The 16,793-nt window shown below is 66.3% G+C and carries 11 protein-coding genes and 2 pseudogenes; 6 read left to right on the top strand and 7 right to left on the bottom strand.

All coding sequences use genetic code 11. From position 1 onward, the window contains the following. Positions 1 to 504: 504 nt before the first annotated feature. The 3 genes and pseudogenes from BM004_RS36510 to BM004_RS42555 all read right to left on the bottom strand — a co-directional run. On the bottom strand, positions 505 to 765 hold the full coding sequence (locus tag BM004_RS36510; RefSeq protein WP_256220227.1) for a hypothetical protein: 261 nt from the start codon (positions 763 to 765) through the stop codon (positions 505 to 507). Between the two features lie 660 nt (positions 766 to 1,425). Then, positions 1,426 to 1,638 (bottom strand): 30S ribosomal protein S21, encoded by a 213-nt coding sequence (gene rpsU, locus BM004_RS36505; RefSeq protein WP_093221216.1) that lies wholly within the window; start codon positions 1,636 to 1,638, stop codon positions 1,426 to 1,428. Between the two features lie 184 nt (positions 1,639 to 1,822). Continuing rightward, positions 1,823 to 1,932: pseudogene (locus tag BM004_RS42555) on the bottom strand (IS5/IS1182 family transposase); the annotation flags it as partial. Positions 1,933 to 2,473: 541 nt separating this feature from the next. On the opposite strand from BM004_RS42555, the gene BM004_RS36500 reads away from it, so the two are divergent. The 5 genes and pseudogenes from BM004_RS36500 (at position 2,474) to BM004_RS42210 (ending at position 11,405) form a co-directional block, all read left to right on the top strand. Beyond that, positions 2,474 to 4,633, top strand: a complete 2,160-nt coding sequence (locus BM004_RS36500) for a sensor histidine kinase (protein WP_256220226.1) — start codon at positions 2,474 to 2,476, stop codon at positions 4,631 to 4,633. After that, the gene (locus tag BM004_RS36495) at positions 4,621 to 5,376 is read left to right on the top strand and encodes a response regulator transcription factor (protein ID WP_093221214.1); all 756 of its coding nucleotides are present in this window, start codon (positions 4,621 to 4,623) and stop codon (positions 5,374 to 5,376) included. The genes BM004_RS36500 and BM004_RS36495 overlap by 13 nt, the downstream gene beginning before the upstream one ends. A 123-nt stretch (positions 5,377 to 5,499) precedes the next feature. Continuing rightward, positions 5,500 to 5,631 (top strand): annotated as a pseudogene (locus BM004_RS42550) (ESPR-type extended signal peptide-containing protein); the annotation flags it as partial. 375 nt (positions 5,632 to 6,006) lie between these two features. Further along, on the top strand, positions 6,007 to 11,160 hold the full coding sequence (locus BM004_RS36490; RefSeq protein WP_177206736.1) for an autotransporter outer membrane beta-barrel domain-containing protein: 5,154 nt from the start codon (positions 6,007 to 6,009) through the stop codon (positions 11,158 to 11,160). A 110-nt stretch (positions 11,161 to 11,270) separates the two neighbouring features. Then, positions 11,271 to 11,405: a hypothetical protein gene (locus BM004_RS42210; protein WP_256220225.1), complete on the top strand. Its 135-nt coding sequence runs from the start codon at positions 11,271 to 11,273 to the stop codon at positions 11,403 to 11,405. 58 nt (positions 11,406 to 11,463) lie between these two features. Here BM004_RS42210 and BM004_RS36485 read toward each other — a convergent pair whose 3' ends face one another. Then, the gene (locus BM004_RS36485) at positions 11,464 to 11,727 is read right to left on the bottom strand and encodes a transposase (RefSeq protein ID WP_177206735.1); all 264 of its coding nucleotides are present in this window, start codon (positions 11,725 to 11,727) and stop codon (positions 11,464 to 11,466) included. Positions 11,728 to 12,016: 289 nt separating this feature from the next. On the opposite strand from BM004_RS36485, the gene BM004_RS36480 reads away from it, so the two are divergent. After that, the gene (locus BM004_RS36480; RefSeq protein WP_256220224.1) at positions 12,017 to 12,310 is read left to right on the top strand and encodes an AtaL-like protein; all 294 of its coding nucleotides are present in this window, start codon (positions 12,017 to 12,019) and stop codon (positions 12,308 to 12,310) included. Between the two features lie 895 nt (positions 12,311 to 13,205). Here BM004_RS36480 and BM004_RS36475 read toward each other — a convergent pair. From BM004_RS36475 to BM004_RS36465, 3 genes are all read right to left on the bottom strand, one after another. Continuing rightward, positions 13,206 to 13,463: an H-NS family nucleoid-associated regulatory protein gene (locus tag BM004_RS36475; RefSeq protein WP_093221206.1), complete on the bottom strand. Its 258-nt coding sequence runs from the start codon at positions 13,461 to 13,463 to the stop codon at positions 13,206 to 13,208. A 1,015-nt stretch (positions 13,464 to 14,478) separates the two neighbouring features. Then, entirely contained in the window at positions 14,479 to 15,549 is a 1,071-nt protein-coding gene (virB11, locus tag BM004_RS36470; RefSeq protein WP_093221204.1) for a P-type DNA transfer ATPase VirB11, read from the bottom strand. Next, positions 15,546 to 16,793 carry a TrbI/VirB10 family protein gene (locus BM004_RS36465; RefSeq protein ID WP_093221201.1) on the bottom strand — a complete coding sequence of 416 codons (1,248 nt, stop codon included), beginning with the start codon at positions 16,791 to 16,793 and terminating at the stop codon, positions 15,546 to 15,548. Before BM004_RS36465 ends, virB11 begins: the two co-directional genes overlap by 4 nt.

Below are 16,793 nucleotides of genomic sequence, written 5' to 3'. Positions count from 1 at the left end.
AGCGTTGACCTCCCGTCCGGGGTTGATCGTCTCCGCCCGCGAGACGCCGAGGTCCCGAAAGCGGTTGATTTGGGTCTGTCGATCTCCAGTTGACCGAAGTGACCCGCAGTCCTCGATCAGGGGCGGTGGACTTTTCACAGGTGCGCAAGCGCTGCCGCCCGGAACTTCCGCGCTGGGCTGAGCCCTCCTCGTCGGAGGGCGTAACTTGCCGCACTTTCGTTCGACGCAGGCCATCCGGCAAGCGAGCGTGCGTCGGGCGTTGGCGAGCGCTTCGGTGTGTCGGCATCAATGTCTCGTACAGAGGTCGCGGGCCACGCGCCGGGCGCAGTCTAAGCGGCACGTGAGGCTCGGCGTGAGCGTCCAGTTGTCCCATCTTGACCGGCGCACGCAGTTCACTCGCACTGCAGTAGTGCTCCGATGTAGGCAACGCACTCCACGAGGTTGAAGGCGCCAGCAGCAAGAACTTTTCGGCGTCAGTGCGCACGCGCAACAGGTCGTGCTCGCCTAGGTAGCGTACACGAACGCCAGCAGGTAGCGCTCGGGGTGGTCGACGCAGGATTTCGTAACCATATGCTCGACGAGGTCTGGCGGTACGCCTTCGATGAACCTCATCGTTGCCGCCAGCCTCTGCAAGCAGGTTTCCTGAACGTCTTCAGAGATCGTCGGCACGGCGTGCCCGCAGTGCTTCATGGCCTGCAACGCAACCAGCAGAACATGGATCGGCACCTCAAGCTGCAGCATGTCGACCCCGTAGCGAGGCAACACGAGGATGGAGGCCAGCAGGTTCGGCTGTCCAAGCGCTCGCTGACCTCCCGTCCGATGCGCGTCATCGAGCGCCCGCGGCCGGGCTCCAGGCAGTCGGTGCGCTCGGGCTCGTGGTGGTGTTCCACACGGCGCAAGCGATCGGGGAACGGGTTGCGACGCGGCCGGCGCGGGGCGGCTTGGCCGTCGTGCCCGAGGCAGCTGCTGCGGCGGCGGCCGCCGCAGCTTCACGCCGAAGCCGCTTGAGATGCTCGCGCAGGCCCGCCTCATGTTGTCGGCCCGGTAGAAAGCGCCGCTTATCCTTATCTGTTTGGCCTAAGCGGCCATCCTGTCAGCGTCAGTCGCGCGACGCTTGACGTCGTATACGTCGACCTAGAACGCCATCCCGATCGGGTTTGTCGCTCCAACGTTCAGGCAGCGCTTGGAGCCTTCAGGACAAGTCGCTCGTCATGGAAGGAGAAGCGGGGTGTCTACTCGCTCGAGGAGAGCGCCACGGCGGAACTGCTGCGCCAGCACGGCCCGCTCGATGTCCCAGCCCCTGGTTCATCGCGGCCCCGCTGACGACGAGGATCATTGGCTGCTACCAGCCGGACGTAGACCATTCCGAGCCCCATAAAACTTCGCGCTGGACGGCCACGCGGGCTTTTGCAACTCAGTGCTGGATCAATACATCTTCTTGGGCAACTGCGACGAGCGGACGAGCTTGCGCTGGCGACTGACGGCCGCAGCCTTCTTGCGCTTGCGCTCCGTCGTAGGTTTCTCGTAGAACTCGCGTGCGCGAATCAACGTCAGCAGACCCACCTTTTCGATCGTGCGCTTGAATCGCCGCAAAGCGATTTCGAAGGGCTCATTGTCTTTCACGCGAACAGTGGTCATGCGGGTTCTTGAAGTGCTGGTAGCGCCCGCGGGTCTCCGGCGCGAGATGTGCCGGCCACATGAAACAACCTGGTTTGTGGAGTTCAATTATCAGGGCTTCGAAGCAACTCCTTCAGATACTGCAGTCCTGCGATTCTGAAGATCCTCAAAAGCACCCAGACTAGCTTGTGTTTCGCGAGACCTTGAGCAGCGCCCTCCGCGGGACCACGAGTTCCATTTCGGAAGGAAGACTTCGCGCCTTGTCTTCTTCCTCTTGCCCGCTTGCTCCGCATCCGCAAAGCTGATCTGACCCATCGCTCTTGCTCCTCGGCAGGGGGCGATTCTTCATGCAAAAGCGTGCTCTTTATCAGACATTTCCTAGTGCGCGCGGCGCTGAGCCTGTTGTCCGAGCGCGCGGATCGCATGCCGCAGATCTGAAGCAGCGACTTCAAGTTGCGGCATAGGATCCGCTTGGTGTCAGGTACCGCTCCGACCCAAGCCCGGTTGCCTGACACCCCCGCACCACGCCACCACTTTGCGCAGATCAGGTGGCGTTGCAAGAAAAAGTAAGGTGCCAGGCCCGGCAAGCCGTCGCAAAATGCCGCTCGCCAAGCACGGTGACGCCAAGCCTTGATAGGGTGCGCAAGCCGTCGGACTGCGATGGGCTCATGCACCTGCGTGGGTTCGCCAAAAAGAAGAAGAACGTCTCCTCCCGTCTCAGGCCTGTGGGATGCGACGAAGTAACTAATTCGAGAGGGTGGATGAGTCTTTTTGCATTCAATGAGGAGGCTGCTCGCGCGGCTGCGCAGGCGTCGCTGGACCGTACACATATTCAGGTGCGGGTCGGCCGCGCGTGTTGAAGACAGCGGCATTCAAGTGGCTGGGCGTCCTGCGCGTGATCGCAGGGCTTGCGCTCCTGTCGCTCGTTTTCCTGGTCACGCCCAGCCGCGCCGATGTCCCCGCGTTGCGGCTCGACCCGAAGCTGAGCTTCAGCGAACGAAACTTCGGTGGTCATCTGCAGGCGTTCCACGACCCCACCGGCCAACTGACCCAGCAGCAGGTTGCGTCGCCTCCATACGCGCAGCAGTTCGAACCGATCGAGGACGGCTTCAACGGCGGCTATTCGTCCGGCGCATGGTGGTTGCGCTTCCAGATCCAGGCGACACAGGAGGAGGCCGCCCATCCGCTGAAGGGCGGCTGGTGGCTGCGGCTGGGGGCCCGGTATGCGGACTACCTCGACGTATGGCTGCCGGGGGAGGGTGCCGACGGAGCCACGGCGCTCGTGCACCGCGAACTGGGGGGCATGCGCGCGGGCTCGGCGCGCGAGCTGCCGTGGTCCCTTCCGGCGGTGCGCCTGCCTGAACTGCCCGATGCGCAACCGCGCTGGGTCTGGGTGCGCCTGGCGGGTGACCGGGCGTTGAGCCTCATCGGGGGGGTGTCGCCGCTGCGCGAACTCGCAGCGGTGCAGCAGCAGATCACCGCTGCGGGCGCTGCCGTGGTCGGCATGGTCCTGCTCATGGCCATGGTCAGCCTGATGATGGGCATGGCCTTGCCCGACCGGCGCTTCATCGGCTATGCGGGTTATCTCCTGACGCTCGCACTGCTGTTTGCGACCTCCGAGAACCTGCAGGCCTCGCTGTGGTTCCAGGACAGCCCGGTCGCCGCCGTGCGCCTGCACAGTTTCTCGCTGTGCCTTCACAGCGCGGCCGCCTTCGCCTTCGCACGCAGCCTGCTCGACATGGCGCGCCAGTTTCCGCGCATGGACCGCGTGTTCAAGGCGCTCGCATTCGCTTGCGGCCTGGCTTGCGTGATGGCCGTGGCGGGTTGGTACGGGCGCATTGCCGTTGCGCTGAATGTGCTGTGGGTGCTGTTTGCGGTCTGCGTCGTGGCGCTGTGCGCCGTGCTCTTGCGCCGCAACAGGCACGCCTGGCCGACCCTGGTCGGCTACTCGGTGTACCTGCTGACCGGAGTGATGCACTTTGCCAAGAACCTGCAGTGGCTGCCTTTCACGCTGGCAACGCAATACAGCTACGCGATGGCCGCCATCGCTCACGTGCTGGCCTTCTTCTTCGCGATGGGCTGGCGCGTGCGCCACCGTGAACGCAAGGCGCTCGCGCTGTCCCGGCGCCATGGCGCGCGGCTGGAGCAACGCGTGCACGAGCGCACCCGCGACCTGCGCCAGGAAGTCACGGACCACCAACGCACGCACGAGCAACTGACGCTCGCGCTGCGCGAGCAGAAGGGCTTGCTTGCCATGGTCTCCCACGAGTTCCGCACGCCGCTCGGCACCATCGGCGGCGTGGCCCAGATGCTTTCGGACGAGCGCCTGGGGCTGGCCCGCGAAGAGGTGAAGAGCGAGGCAGAGAAGATCACGCGCACGGTGCTGCGCATGCGCGACCTGGTGGACACCCTGCTGGCCGACGAATGGCTCGAAGCCTCCAGCGAGAAGATGAGCCCGGTGCCCATCGAGCTTGCCGATTTCCTGGGCGAGAAGATCGGGGAGCACAACGAAGGCAACGCCCGCGGGCGGATTTCGCTGGCGCTCGACGCACCCGAGCTGCCCGTGCTGGCGGACGAGACGCTGCTGCACATTGCCGTCGACAACCTGCTGACCAACGCCGTCAAGTACGCGCCTGCGCAGTCGCAGGTGTTCGTGCGTGCCGGGTTCCGGCAAGACCTGCGCGACACCACCGGGCATGCCGGCGCTACCTCATGCGTGCGCATCCAGGTGTGCGACCAGGGCCCCGGCTTCAGGCCGCAAGACCTGCCGCACGTGTTCGAACGCTTCTATCGCGCGGAGGGCGTGCGGCGCCTCCCCGGAATCGGCCTGGGGCTGCACATGGTGCGGCGGATTGCCAGGCTCCACGCCGGCAGCGTCACCGCGGCCAATCGGCCCGAAGGCGGTGCCGTGCTCACGCTGACGCTGCCGCGGCTGGCAAGCGACGACCCGCAGGCGCGCGAGGATGGAGACCCAGCGGTGAACTCAGATCAGCGAGGTTTCGGATGGCAGGCGTGATCCGCGTGCTCGTCATCGAGGACGACGACGACTTGCGCGACACGCTGGTGCGTTACCTGTGCGGCGTCGGCATGCCGGCGCGCGGGGTGGCAAGCGCCGAAGAGGTCGACGCCGAACTGGCGCGCCAGGACTTCGACGCAGCCGTGTGCGACGTCAATCTGCCGGGTGAAGACGGCTTTGCCGTGCTGGCCCGCTTGCGGTCGCGCAGCGCCATGCGCATCGTGATGCTCACCGCGCGCGGCTTGGCGAACGACCGCCTGCGCGGACTCGGCCTGGGCGCCGACTACTACCTCGTCAAGCCGGTGAACCTGCGGGAACTGGAGATGGTGCTGCGCAACCTGCTGCAGCGCAGCCAGGAGGCGCAGGGCGTGCGCGAACCGGCTGAAAAAGATGCGGAAGAAACTGGCGTGGAACTGGCCGCGGGACCGGCCGTGCCGAGCCCCTGGCGCTTCCAAAGTACCGATTGGGTGCTGCTGGCCCCCGACGGCCAGCGCGTGCAGCTCTCGAGCTCGGAGGCGCGGCTGGTGCACAGCCTCATCGCGCGGCCGCGCGAAGTCGTCGATCGCACCACGCTGCTCGTGGCCATGGGGCGCCCGGGACTGGAAGTCTACGAACGCAACCTCGACGTCACTGTCTCGCGGCTGCGCCGCAAGGCCGAACAGGCCTGCGGGCAGAAGTTGCCGATCGTTGCTGTGCGCGGTGAAGGCTACAGCTTCCAGGGAACCGGATGCATCGAGCCATGAGGACCGTGGCTGCAGCGCTCGGCATCTCTTCTTCGAACGCATTCCGGTCGGCTTGCCGCGGCGGGCCGCGACTGTGTTCAATTTTCATTATTCAAGCCGAACTACAGGGAGCGTAGATTTTTCATGAACCATACCCACCGCATCGTCATCAACCGCCGCACAGGCGCGCGCCAGGCTGTTTCCGAAGTCGCGAAATCATCGGGGGGCGGGGGACCGCGGCTCGGCTGCGTTCTGGCGTTCGGCGCGGCATTGCTCGGGGCTGCCGCACTGCCAGTACAGGCACAGGTCATCGACTGGGTGTCTCCCGTTGCCGGCGACTGGCTGGCTGGAAGCAATTGGAGCGGCGGCGTGGCACCGACGGCTCTCGATACAGTTCGCGTCGCGACGCCGGGGATGTTGCAGCTCTCAGGCAGTGGTTCCGAAGGCCAAGCCGCATTCCTCCAGCTTGACGTGCCCGGGGCTTCTTTGTCCGTAAGCAACGGGGCAGCACTGACGATCCGCAGGACGTTTGCTGGGGTCGGCGGTTTGGGCACCATATCGGTAGACGGTGCCAACTCGGTGTTCGATGCGGCCTCCCTCGTCTTGGGTTTCAATGCGCCGGCTACGCTGACCGTCGGCAACGGTGGCACTGTGCGATCGTCTCAGATCGAACTCGGCGCGGCAGCGGGCGGTGCGGGCACGCTCAACCTCAACACCGACGGCACCCTCGAGGTCGGCGGCGTTAACGGCCTGATCCCGGCGAAGGCTGGCGCCACCGACGCGTTCAACTGGGCTGGCGGCATGCTGCGGGTGACAGGCTCCCAACTCGTGACGGGCATGGACGCCACGCTCTCAGGCGCCGGTTCTGCCATCGACACCAACGGTCTCGGCGCGACGATGTCGGGTGTGCTGTCAGGTGGTGGTTCGCTCACCAAGACCGGTGCGGGCGCGCTCACCCTGTCAGGCTTGAACACCTACGGCGGCGGTACGCGCCTCGATCAAGGGGTACTTGCCATCGGCAATGGCGGCGCCCTGGGATCGTCGAGCGTGACGATCTCCAACGGCGAACTTCGTGGCACCGCTTCGATGACGCTCGGCAACGAGGTGCGTCTTGCCGGGCCAGCCACATTTTCGGCTGCGACAGGCACCACACTGGGCCTGACCGGCAACATCCGGTTCGACGGCGACTTCAACGTCGGCGCTGTCGGTCAGCAAGGTGTCGTTGACTTGGTCACGAGCCAGGCCGTTTACTCGACGCCGGGCAAGATCGGGGTGAACTTCGGCACGCTGAAGATATCGGGCAGTGCCTTCGGCAACATGGCTCAAGCAGCGTCCGAAACAGCCATTGCCACAGGTGCCGTGCTCGACCTGAACGACCGTGCGTCCGCGGTTTTCCCCATCGCCAACTTGCTCGGCGGCGGAACGCTCCGAACGGGAACGCTTGCCACTACCGCGGCAGGTGTGCTGGCCGGCGACTTCTCCGGCGTCATCGCAGGCGCGGGCGGTATCGCCAAGAGCGGCGCCGGCACCCTGACGCTGCGAGGCGCAAGCACCTACACGGGCCCGACGCAGGTCACCTTGGGAACGCTGGCATTGGCAGGATCGGGTGCGCTCTCGCGCGCGACCGCTTTGACCGTCACGTCCGGTGCGACTTTCGACCTGCAGGCTATCACCGGCAGCGGCACCGGCATCGGTTCGCTTGCCGGCGCGGGACTGGTGAGCCTTGGAATCAAGTCCCTGAATGTTGGCGCCGACAGCGCGAGCACCACCTTCTCCGGCAGCATCAGCGGCGGCGGCGAGCTCGTCAAGGAAGGCGTGGGCACCCTGACCTTGAGCGGCACCAACCTGCACCTGGGGGGCACCACGGTCACCGAGGGGACGCTGGCGCTCTCAGGAGCGGGCTCGCTGGTGTCGGGCAGCACGGTGACGGTGTTGGCCGGTGCCACTCTCGACACGACGGGGCGTGCCGCCGCAAACATGATCATCGGCGATCTGCTCGGCGATGGCGCCGTACAACTTGGCAACAAGACGTTGACCGTCGGCTCGGGCGCCGGCACCCAGGCGATCTTCTCCGGCGTCGTGAGTGGCGTCGGCGGCTCGCTCGTGAAGCAGGGCGCAGGAACGGTGTGGCTGGACGGCATCAATACCTTCACCGGCCTCACCGACGTTGTCGCAGGCAAGCTGGTGGTGGGCAGCGACGCCACCAAGTCGAGCGCTCGTGTTGCGGGCGCAATGAACGTGGCTTCGGGTGCGACCCTGGGCGGCCACGGCCGCATCGGCGGCAACGTGAGCATTGCCTCGGGCGCGCACTTGGCGCCGGGCAATTCCATCGGCACGCTGACCATCGACGGCGACCTCGGCATTGCCAAGGGCAGCGTGCTCGACTTCGAGTTCGGCGCACCAGGCACCGGTGCCGTGCCCGGGTTGAGCGACAGCGTCGCTGTCGGCGGCAACCTCGCGCTCAACGGCGCCACGCTGAATGTCTCCGACACCGGCGCCATGGGCCTGGGCCTTTACAACCTGTTCAGCTACGGCGGGGCGCTCACGCAGACCAACGGCGGTATCGCGCTGGGGAGCTTGCCCGCGGGCAGCTTTTCGCTGCAATACCTCACGGGCAGCAAGCAGGTCAACCTGATCAGCTTCAGCCCTGCCGCCGTACTGAACTTCTGGAACGCCAACGGCCTGGCCAGCTCGACGGCGATGGGCGGCGGCAACGGCACCTGGAGCCTGACGCAGCCGAACTGGACCGACGACAAGGGTTCGGTCACCGCGGTGATGCAGCCGCAGCCCGCCTTCGCGATCTTCGGTGGCGCGGCCGGCAACGTGGCGCTCGACAACACCGGCGGCGCCGTGTCGGCCACGGGCATGCAGTTCGCGAGCGACGGCTACAGGCTGTCCGGTGACGCGCTCACGCTGGTGGCCGACAAGGCCTCGCCGGGGCCGGTCGAGGTGCGCGTGGGCGATGGCAGCGCCCCAAGCGCCGGCTGGAACGCGACCGTGTCCAACGTCATCGCGGGGACCGACGGGCTCAGGAAGACCGGTGCGGGCACGCTCACGCTCCAGGGCGTGAACACCTACAGCGGCGGCACGACGGTGAGCGCCGGCACGCTGCAGATCTCGGCGGACAACAACCTGGGCAACATGAGCGGCGGCCTTGCGCTCGACGGAGGCACGCTGCGCGTTGCGACGGGCTCGGCGCCGATGCTGTCGAGCCGGGCAGTCACGCTCGGGTCTGCGGGCGGCACCCTGGACCTGGGCTCGAACCTCGTGGCGTTGGTCGGCGGCATCGGCGGCAAGGGAGGCCTGACGGTCACGGGGGCCGGCGGAACGCTGTCCGCCATCACGCCGAATACCTATGAAGGCGGCACCACGGTGCAGGGCGGTGCCACCGTCACCGTCGCCGGTCTCGGCACGCTGGGCACCGGCGCCGTGCAGCAGCAGACCAACGACACGAGGGTTTCCTTCACCAGCGGCGCCAGCGCCGGCAGCAACAGCTACAGCGTGGGCCGCGCGGGCGCCGCCGATGCCAACAACGTGCTGGCGTTCTCGGCGGATGCGACCGCGGCGTCGTCCAGGCTCTTCGTCAACGGCGCGGGCTGGCAGGCGCCCGGCGTCAACTCGCTTCAATTCAGCGGCACCAGCACCGCAGCCGCATCGACCATCACGAACGAGGGTGGGGCGGTGTACTTCCTGCAGGACGCCACGGCGGGCAGCGCGACCATCGTCAACGGCAACAAGAGCCTGTTGAGCTTCAGCGACGCGTCGTCCGCGCGCGGCGCCCGGATCAGCAACGAGACCGGCGGCACGCTCGACATGTCGGGTGTGACGTCCAAGGCCGGCATCGAGATCGGTTCCCTGTCGGGCGCGGGAACGGTCACGCTCGGCGCGGCGAAGCTCACCCTTGGCGGCCTCGGGTCGAACGACACGCTGACCGGCGGCGTCAGCGGAAGCGGCGGTTCCGTCGTGAAGGTCGGCAGCGGCACGCTCACGCTGTCGGGCGCGAGCACATACACGGGCGGCACCGCGTTGAAGGAAGGCAGGCTCGACGTCGGCAACAGCGCGGCGCTGGGCACGGGCGCGCTCGCGATGGACGACGGCACCACGCTGGGCTTCAGCGCCGATGGCGTGAACATCGCCAACGCGATCCAGCTCACGGGCACGAACGACCCTGTCGTCGACACCGGTGCGTTCTCGGGCACCCTGAGTGGCGGAATCAGCGGCGGCGGCTTCCTGACGAAGGAGGGCACGGGCACGCTGACATTGGCGGGTGCCAACACGTACACCGGCGCAACGAACGTGGCGCAGGGCACCCTGCGTGCAGGCGCGGTGAACACCTTCAGCGCGGCTTCCGCACACAGCGTGGCCGCGGGCGCCACGCTGGACCTTGCAGGCTACGACCAGAGGGTGGCCTCGCTCGCCAACAGCGGCACGGTGTCGCTGGCGGGCACCGCCGCGGGCGCGACGTTGACGGTCAACGGCAACTACGTCGGCAACAACGGCGTACTGAAGCTCGGCACCGCCCTGAGCGGCACGGGTCCGTCAGACCGCCTGGTGATCAACGGCGGCACGGCCACCGGCAAGACCAGCGTGCAGGTCGCCAACCTCGGCGGCCTGGGCGCACTCACGAGCGGCAATGGCATCGAGGTGGTGACGGCACAAGGGGGCGCGACGACCACCGCGCAGACCACGAAGGACGCGTTCAGCCTGGCGGGCGGCCACGTCGATGCGGGCGCCTACGAATACCGCCTGTACGCCGCCGATGCCGAAGGTGCCGGCGAGAACTGGTTCCTGCGCTCCACCACCAACGCGGTCGCACCGGGTGCGCCGGCGGTGGTCACCTATCGTCCGGAGGCCTCGCTGTACGCCGCGCTGCCGAGCCAGCTGCGCCAGGGCAGCCTTGCGATGCTGGGAGATGTGCGCAAGCGTGTGGGCGACGACGACGTGAAGGGCTCGGCCACCGCGCCCACCGGTTCCGACCGCCGCGCATGGGCTCGCGTGCTCTCCACCGACATCGACATCCAGCAGAGCGGCGCCGTCGCTCCGACCAGCAAGGGCCGCCTGACCGGCTTCCAGGCCGGCACGGACCTGCTCGCAACGCCCCACTGGCGCGCCGGTATCTACGTCGGCCAGCTCGACGGCGATGCGCGCGTCAACGGGTTCGCCAGCGGCATCCAGAACCTGGGCGTCGGCCGCAACGACCTGCGCAGCCAGTACGTGGGCGTGTACGGCACCTACACCGGCGACAGCGGCTTCTACGCCGACGCCGTGGTGCAGTCCGGCCGCCACCGCTACACCGTCGAGCCGCTCGCCAGCGCGGGTGTCGGCGGCAAGGGCAACAGCCTCTTGGGCTCCATCGAAGTGGGACAAGCCTTCGCGATCAGCGGCAGCGGCTGGACTGTCGAACCGCAGCTGCAGCTGATTCATCACCACATGGACTTGAACAACTCGGCCATCGCCGGCGCCATCGCGCAACCGCAAGCCGACAGCGGCTGGATCGCGCGCGCCGGAGTTCGCGTGAAGGGCCAGATCGACACCGGCATGGGCACGCTGCAGCCGTACGGCCGCTTCAATGTCTACAAGACTTCGAGCGGCACCGACATCGCGCGCTTCGTGAATGGCGCGACCACGACCGACATCGCGGCGCCGACCGGCGGCACCAGCACCGAGCTGGCCGGCGGTTTCACGCTGGCCCTGAGCCAGTCGACCAGCCTCTACGGCGAAATCGGCAAGCTCTGGGGCTCGGGTGGCGACGCCAAGGTGAAGAGTTCGGTCAACGGCTCGTTGGGTGTGCGGGTGAAGTGGTAAGACGCAGGTACGGCGTTTGATGACAGGGTCGGGCAAAGGGCGCCAATGATCGGTCCGCAAGCAACTGGCCCTTCGACCCATTGCGTGATGCTGGCCCGCCTTCCTTCAATATGCTCGACGGCCTGCAAAAGGCCGGTATTAATCTGGACGAGGTGGCGGCGCTCGCCGGCTTCGAAAGCGACGACCTGAAGAAGCCGCTGAAGATCTCCCTTGGCTCTCGCGCCAGCGTTCCCGCCATGTTCTAAATGGCGGCGGCCTTACGCGTTCGAGCTGCCATGACGCTTGGAGGCCTGAACCGGACATTCATCTGTTGATTTCCATCCGGAAGTGACCCACAGTCGGTGCCGGCAAGCTGACCGGCACGAAGACGGTCTTGGGCTCTTGCGCCTTGGCTCCATCCACGACGTTTGCGCGCACGACCTCGCTTCCTGGCTTCATCTCGGCCTCGTGCACCCATCGCCGCAGCAGGTTGGCGTTGATGCCGTGGGCCATTGCCACTGCGGCCATCGACATGCCAGGCTGCGCGCAGGCCGCCACCGCACCGGCCTTGAACTCGTCACTGTGCACGCGACGCCGCCGGCCACTGCCGGCTTGTGGAGCAGAGATAGTGTTCACGTGTCCACCAAGAGTTGAGGTGGACACGAGGCTCCTATGCTCCGAGCCAGCTTTCAAGATGGTCGGACTGGACGCTCACGGCTCGGCGGGCGAATGCTCGCGTGGTGCCGACGATCCGAAAGAAAGAGTCAGCGCGGCGAGCGTGGCGCCCACTGGGCAGTTCCGACCACTTCACGTGTCGCATCGTTGAGAAGGTCCCCGCTGCTGAAGAGCACCACCCACTTCGTGCGCGAAGCCACGATTGCCGGCAGCCGAGCTGCGCGAAATCATCACGCTCGAGCCTCGGCGCAAGGTCACCTTCTTCCAGGCGACCGGTCCGCGCGAAAGCGCGATCGTCAACGAGCTGTTCGAGGATGCGGCCGGCGAGCTGCAGCTTCGGTTCTATTGCTACATCGGCCTGCGCGGCAAGGAACCTGGCGGCCCCGAGGAACAGGCCGAGCAGGCGCAGTTCGACAGTGCGGACAAGGGCTACAAAAGCGCCCTGCTGTCGACGCTGAAGCGCACGCGTGAGCTGCTCGCGCAGGGCAAGCTGTGAGCGCCGGGCCATGAGCATGCAACGCGATGCGAGTGGCCTTGCTGAACCTCGCTGAACCTTGCTGAGCCCGCTGGGGGCAGGCAGCATCGGCCTCAGACGCGCTTGTCGACCAGATGCTGGAGTGCGGCTTCGAGCAACGCCCAGCTCGCAAAGAAGTACACCTTGTCCGTGTGGTCCCAGCGAGCGCCGAACTCGCGCAAGGTCATGGCGACGCTGGAAAGACTCCCGAGAAGTGCGGGCTTGGGGGCGCCCGCCGCCCTTCCCTTCAGTGGTCGACCGCGCGCTTCAGGCCGAGGGCGTGCGCTCGATCAAGCCCTGGAACACGGCCTCGGCGCCTTGACCAAGCCCGACTTGCCGGGCACGGCTGTCTGGAGGCCTCGTTGAATGCAGCCCTCGGCGCGGGGCTGGTTCAATTCTCCGGAATGCAGCCATGTGCAATTCCCGCGGGAACCGATGTCGGGATGACGTTCAACACCCTGTGGCGCTCTGCAATGGGAAGACCTACGCTACTAAATACACTAACGGCAAGAAATTCGTGTTTATGTGCGGATTCCGTCTTGGGACGACTTCCGCGTGCCGTTAGTGTATTTGTTGTTGCGCTTGTAGCGCGTCGCTCACCGGGAGGGCGGGGCTGAGGCCGGCGTATCGTCTCAACTGCCCTGCCCTGCCCTGCGTAGAACACTTCTGTCGCTGGAGCCCGAGGGGTTTCAGAAGAGCGGCGATCGGGGCGCCATCTGCCGATGATCAAGACCCAGGGCGGCCGAATCACGCGCGCCCTCTTCCCCTTGGACGAAAGCGAAAACTCAACGACCGCCACCATCGGAATAATCAACCACCGACTTGCAGCCGCTCCAGCCAAGCCATCCGGCCGTCCAGGCCCATCGGACGACAACGCTCAGCGCGAACGAAAATCGTCCAGCGGTGTACCGCCAGCCAGTGCGTCGCGCAGCCAGCGCGGACGGGGTCCGCACCCACCCCAGACATTTCCGCTGCCGTCGCTGTAGGCAGCGCCAGCGCTGCGCCGAATTTGTGCCGTGCGCGCCTTGCCCGACTTTGCCGATTGGGTGGGCACCGCAGCGCGCTTGTCATGAAGCAATTGCGGCGTGATGCCATAGGCTGCAATGGCTTCCTTGATCCGTGGGACGGACGACATCTGTCACTTCCTTTCGGAGCAGATCCGCTTGGAGCGCCACCCTGGCACTTGGCTTCAACGACTCGGCCACATCGCTGAGCCTCCCTGCTTGGCTATGCACGATGTGGCGGACTTTCAAGCCAGCTTCAGCTGCCTCTAGAGCCGCAGCAACCTGGCTTTGCCTGCCGCTGACAAACACTGAGTTTTTCATCGCGTCGCGGAAGCGGCGTGCGACTACAAGCGAGACGCTGAAACAGCGTAGATCCGACGTTCAAGCCAGCGTCAATCACATCACAACAGAGAGGCTCGACACGCGTTGATCGGTTGACCCGTTCCGTCTTCATGCCTCTTACCACCGTTCTCGTAGAAGACAGTCAAACGATCCGAACCGTCTGATCCCGGCCTTGTGCGCTCTGGCCGGCGACAACGTGGGCGCCATGGCGGAATCGTTGCTGAAGCAAAGACGATGCTTGATGCCCATCGCAACGTATGGCAACTGGCAGTGTTCGACCTCTTCTTTTCCGATGGCTCCGGGCTTTCCGTCCTGGACTACTGCAAGGAACGGCACCCCACCAGCACGTTCAGGTTCTGCCGCACTATGCAACCCCGGACATCAGGTGAGAAATGCCGCGTGCTCCGCATCCCGCCCTCAGTCGCCAGGTCCATCGACTGGAAACGCTCGCCGAAGCTTCCTAGAGACGTAGTGGCAATTCAGTTCTGGCCGTTGCCGGCGGCGCATCGCATGTGCGTACAGGTCGTTTCGGGGCGGTATGCTGAACACCGGACTCCGCCTTGATCGCTCTGCGGACAGCGTGTTACTCCTCGCGTCTTCGATCAAACGGACTGCGGCTGCCATCGTGATGGAAAGTGCTTTCCTTGCCCGTCTTCAGTACCCATCGCGACCGCATGTCCGGCGGGAGCCAATGCAGCCCTTCGCCCGACGTTGGTCTTGGCGCCCACAATGCGCGAAGTGTTCGAACGGCGAGTGGGCACCGTTCGAAGCCAGTTCGCGCCCACTGCTCGACGCTCGGACATGTCACCGCAGCGAGGCCATCGCATGCATTGGGTCGTAGTAAACCGCAGGCACATGCCGCCCGGCAGCCGGGTCAAACACGATCTGCACCACGACGTGCACCAGCATATGCAGCAGGCGCAGGATGTCCTCGAGGCTGAGGCTTCGGCCTTCATCCGACGCCTTGATGAGCAGGGCCACCCGCAGGAACGCCTCGCGCGGTGAATTCGCGTGGACGGTGGTGATGCCGCCGGGGTGGCCGGAGTTGAGCACGTTCTGCACGTAGTAGAAGGTTTCGTCGCCGCGCAGCTCGGCGAGCATCACGCGGTGCGGTGTCTTGCGCATGACCGCCTGCAACACCTCCTTTGCGCTCGCCCCAACCATGCGCTCCCCACCCTGGCTCTCGCGGCGGTAAAACAGTGCCTGCGAATTCGGGTGGTTGTGCAGCGGCATCTCCGGTGTGTCCTCGACCGTGAGGATCCGCTCCCAATTCGGGATGAGTTCGATGAGCGCGCGGATGAACGATGTCTTGCCGCTGCCCGTGGCGCCCGACACAAGGATGTTCTCCCGCCCGCGCACCGCGTGGGCCAGGAAGGCCGGCCAGTCTCCCGCGCACGCGAGCGCCCAGCGTTCGCGCTGCACAGGCTCGAGCACCGAGCCGAGCCGCATGCGCTCCTCCTCGCCCAGCGCCGGCGCGAAGACATGCCGCGTCTGCGTGAAATAGCCCTGCTCGGAGAACTGGGCGAGTGCGAACGGCTGGCTCGTGTGCTTGCGCAGGTTCAGATAGATCATGCCGCGCGCGGCCGTCGGCGGCATCGTCATCTCCACGCGCTCGCCGCCAGGCAGGTGCGCGGACAGCACCGGATGCGCCTCGTCGAAGGGCTTGCGGGAGATGTTGGCCAGGAAGCTGCCGAGCGTTTGCAGATAGTCGAACGAGACCGCAGGTGCCTCGACCGCCTCCCATACCCCGCCGCGCCACAACTGCACCACGCCGGGCGCGTTGACAGCGACCTCGTTGACGTCAGTGGCCTGGAGCCATTCGTCCAGGACACGCAGGTGAACGAGCACCGACAGATAGCGATCGGTCTCGCTCATGGTGCGCGCGCCGGGCGCAGTTCGTACACGTCGGAAAAATCCACATCACGCGCAACGTAGATCTTGATCACCTCGCCCTGGTTCTTGGTCAGGCTCGGCCGCACCGCGCTGCCTTGGCGCAGCATCTCCTGCACGACCGACTGGGTCGTGCTGTCGGTGTTGCCCAGTCGCGAAAGCGTGCCCTGCGTGCCGATGTTGAAGGTGTCCCCCGTACGGCTGCTGGCGCGCTGCGCTGCGCGCGCCTCATCGCGGGCCATCGCGATCTGCTTGGCGTCCTCGAACAGCGAGAAGAACACCGCCCCCGCAAAGCGCTCGAACCACTTGTTGTCGATGTGGCCAGGCGTGCCCGAGCGCCCGAGTGCGTCGGTGCCCGGGGAGTTCAGCGGCACCGCGACAAAGTGCGGTGTCACCGCGCGCGTCCAGAGCGTGAAGATCGTGCTCTGGCCAGCCTGCACACCCGGGGCGTACTCGCCTTCGAGCGTGGTACCTGCCTCCATCAGGATGACCTTGCCATCCATTGAATACACCGGCGCGCTCAGCACGCACTTGAGGAAGCCGGGCTGGTCGCTGAGAACCGCGGTGAGCAAGGTGCAATCGGGCAGAGACCCCTTGCCCAGCGTGAGCGTCGGGTTCGCGATCAGCGTGGCGCTGGCCCCCGGGGTGGCCGCGGCGGAGAGCGAACGACCCAGCACCGCCGCGCCGCCGGCACTCGCGTCGAGCGTGCCGGCAAGGGCCGGCGTACTGCGCGCGTCCCCTGCTGCAGTGCGCGTCGCCATGGTGGCACCCGCGCCATCGCTGACCCCGACACCCGGCGTAATGGAGCCCTTGAGCCGTCGCTCGCGCACCCGCTGCGCCAGCGATTCGCCGCTGGACGCGGCGCCCGACGGCGCAGGAGCAACAGGGGGTGCCGGGCACTCGAGCCCCAGTGGCAAGCGCACGCCATCCGGACACTCGACATACGACGGCGACTGGCCCGCCGGTCCGGCCAGCGACAGGGGCACGGGGACTTCCGGAACACCGACCGGCCGCGCATCCACTGCCACTTCCCCGCGGCCGGCTCGGGGTGCACCGAACCATCCGAAGAAGTTGTTGCGGCTCATGATGCCAAAAAGGATCAAAAGCGCGGCCAGGCACGCCGTCCCCACCAAGATCAGTTTCTGGCCCGGGGCGTTGCCGCGCGCCGGCTCGGCGATGCCGTCCCGCTCCTCCTCCGCGACGGGTTGTTCGTGCTTGCGTTCAAACAT

The sequence above is a fragment of the Variovorax sp. OK212 genome (genome assembly GCF_900112425.1).
GTDB lineage: Bacteria > Pseudomonadota > Gammaproteobacteria > Burkholderiales > Burkholderiaceae_C > Variovorax.
This window is presented reverse-complemented; position numbering and strand designations above follow the sequence as displayed.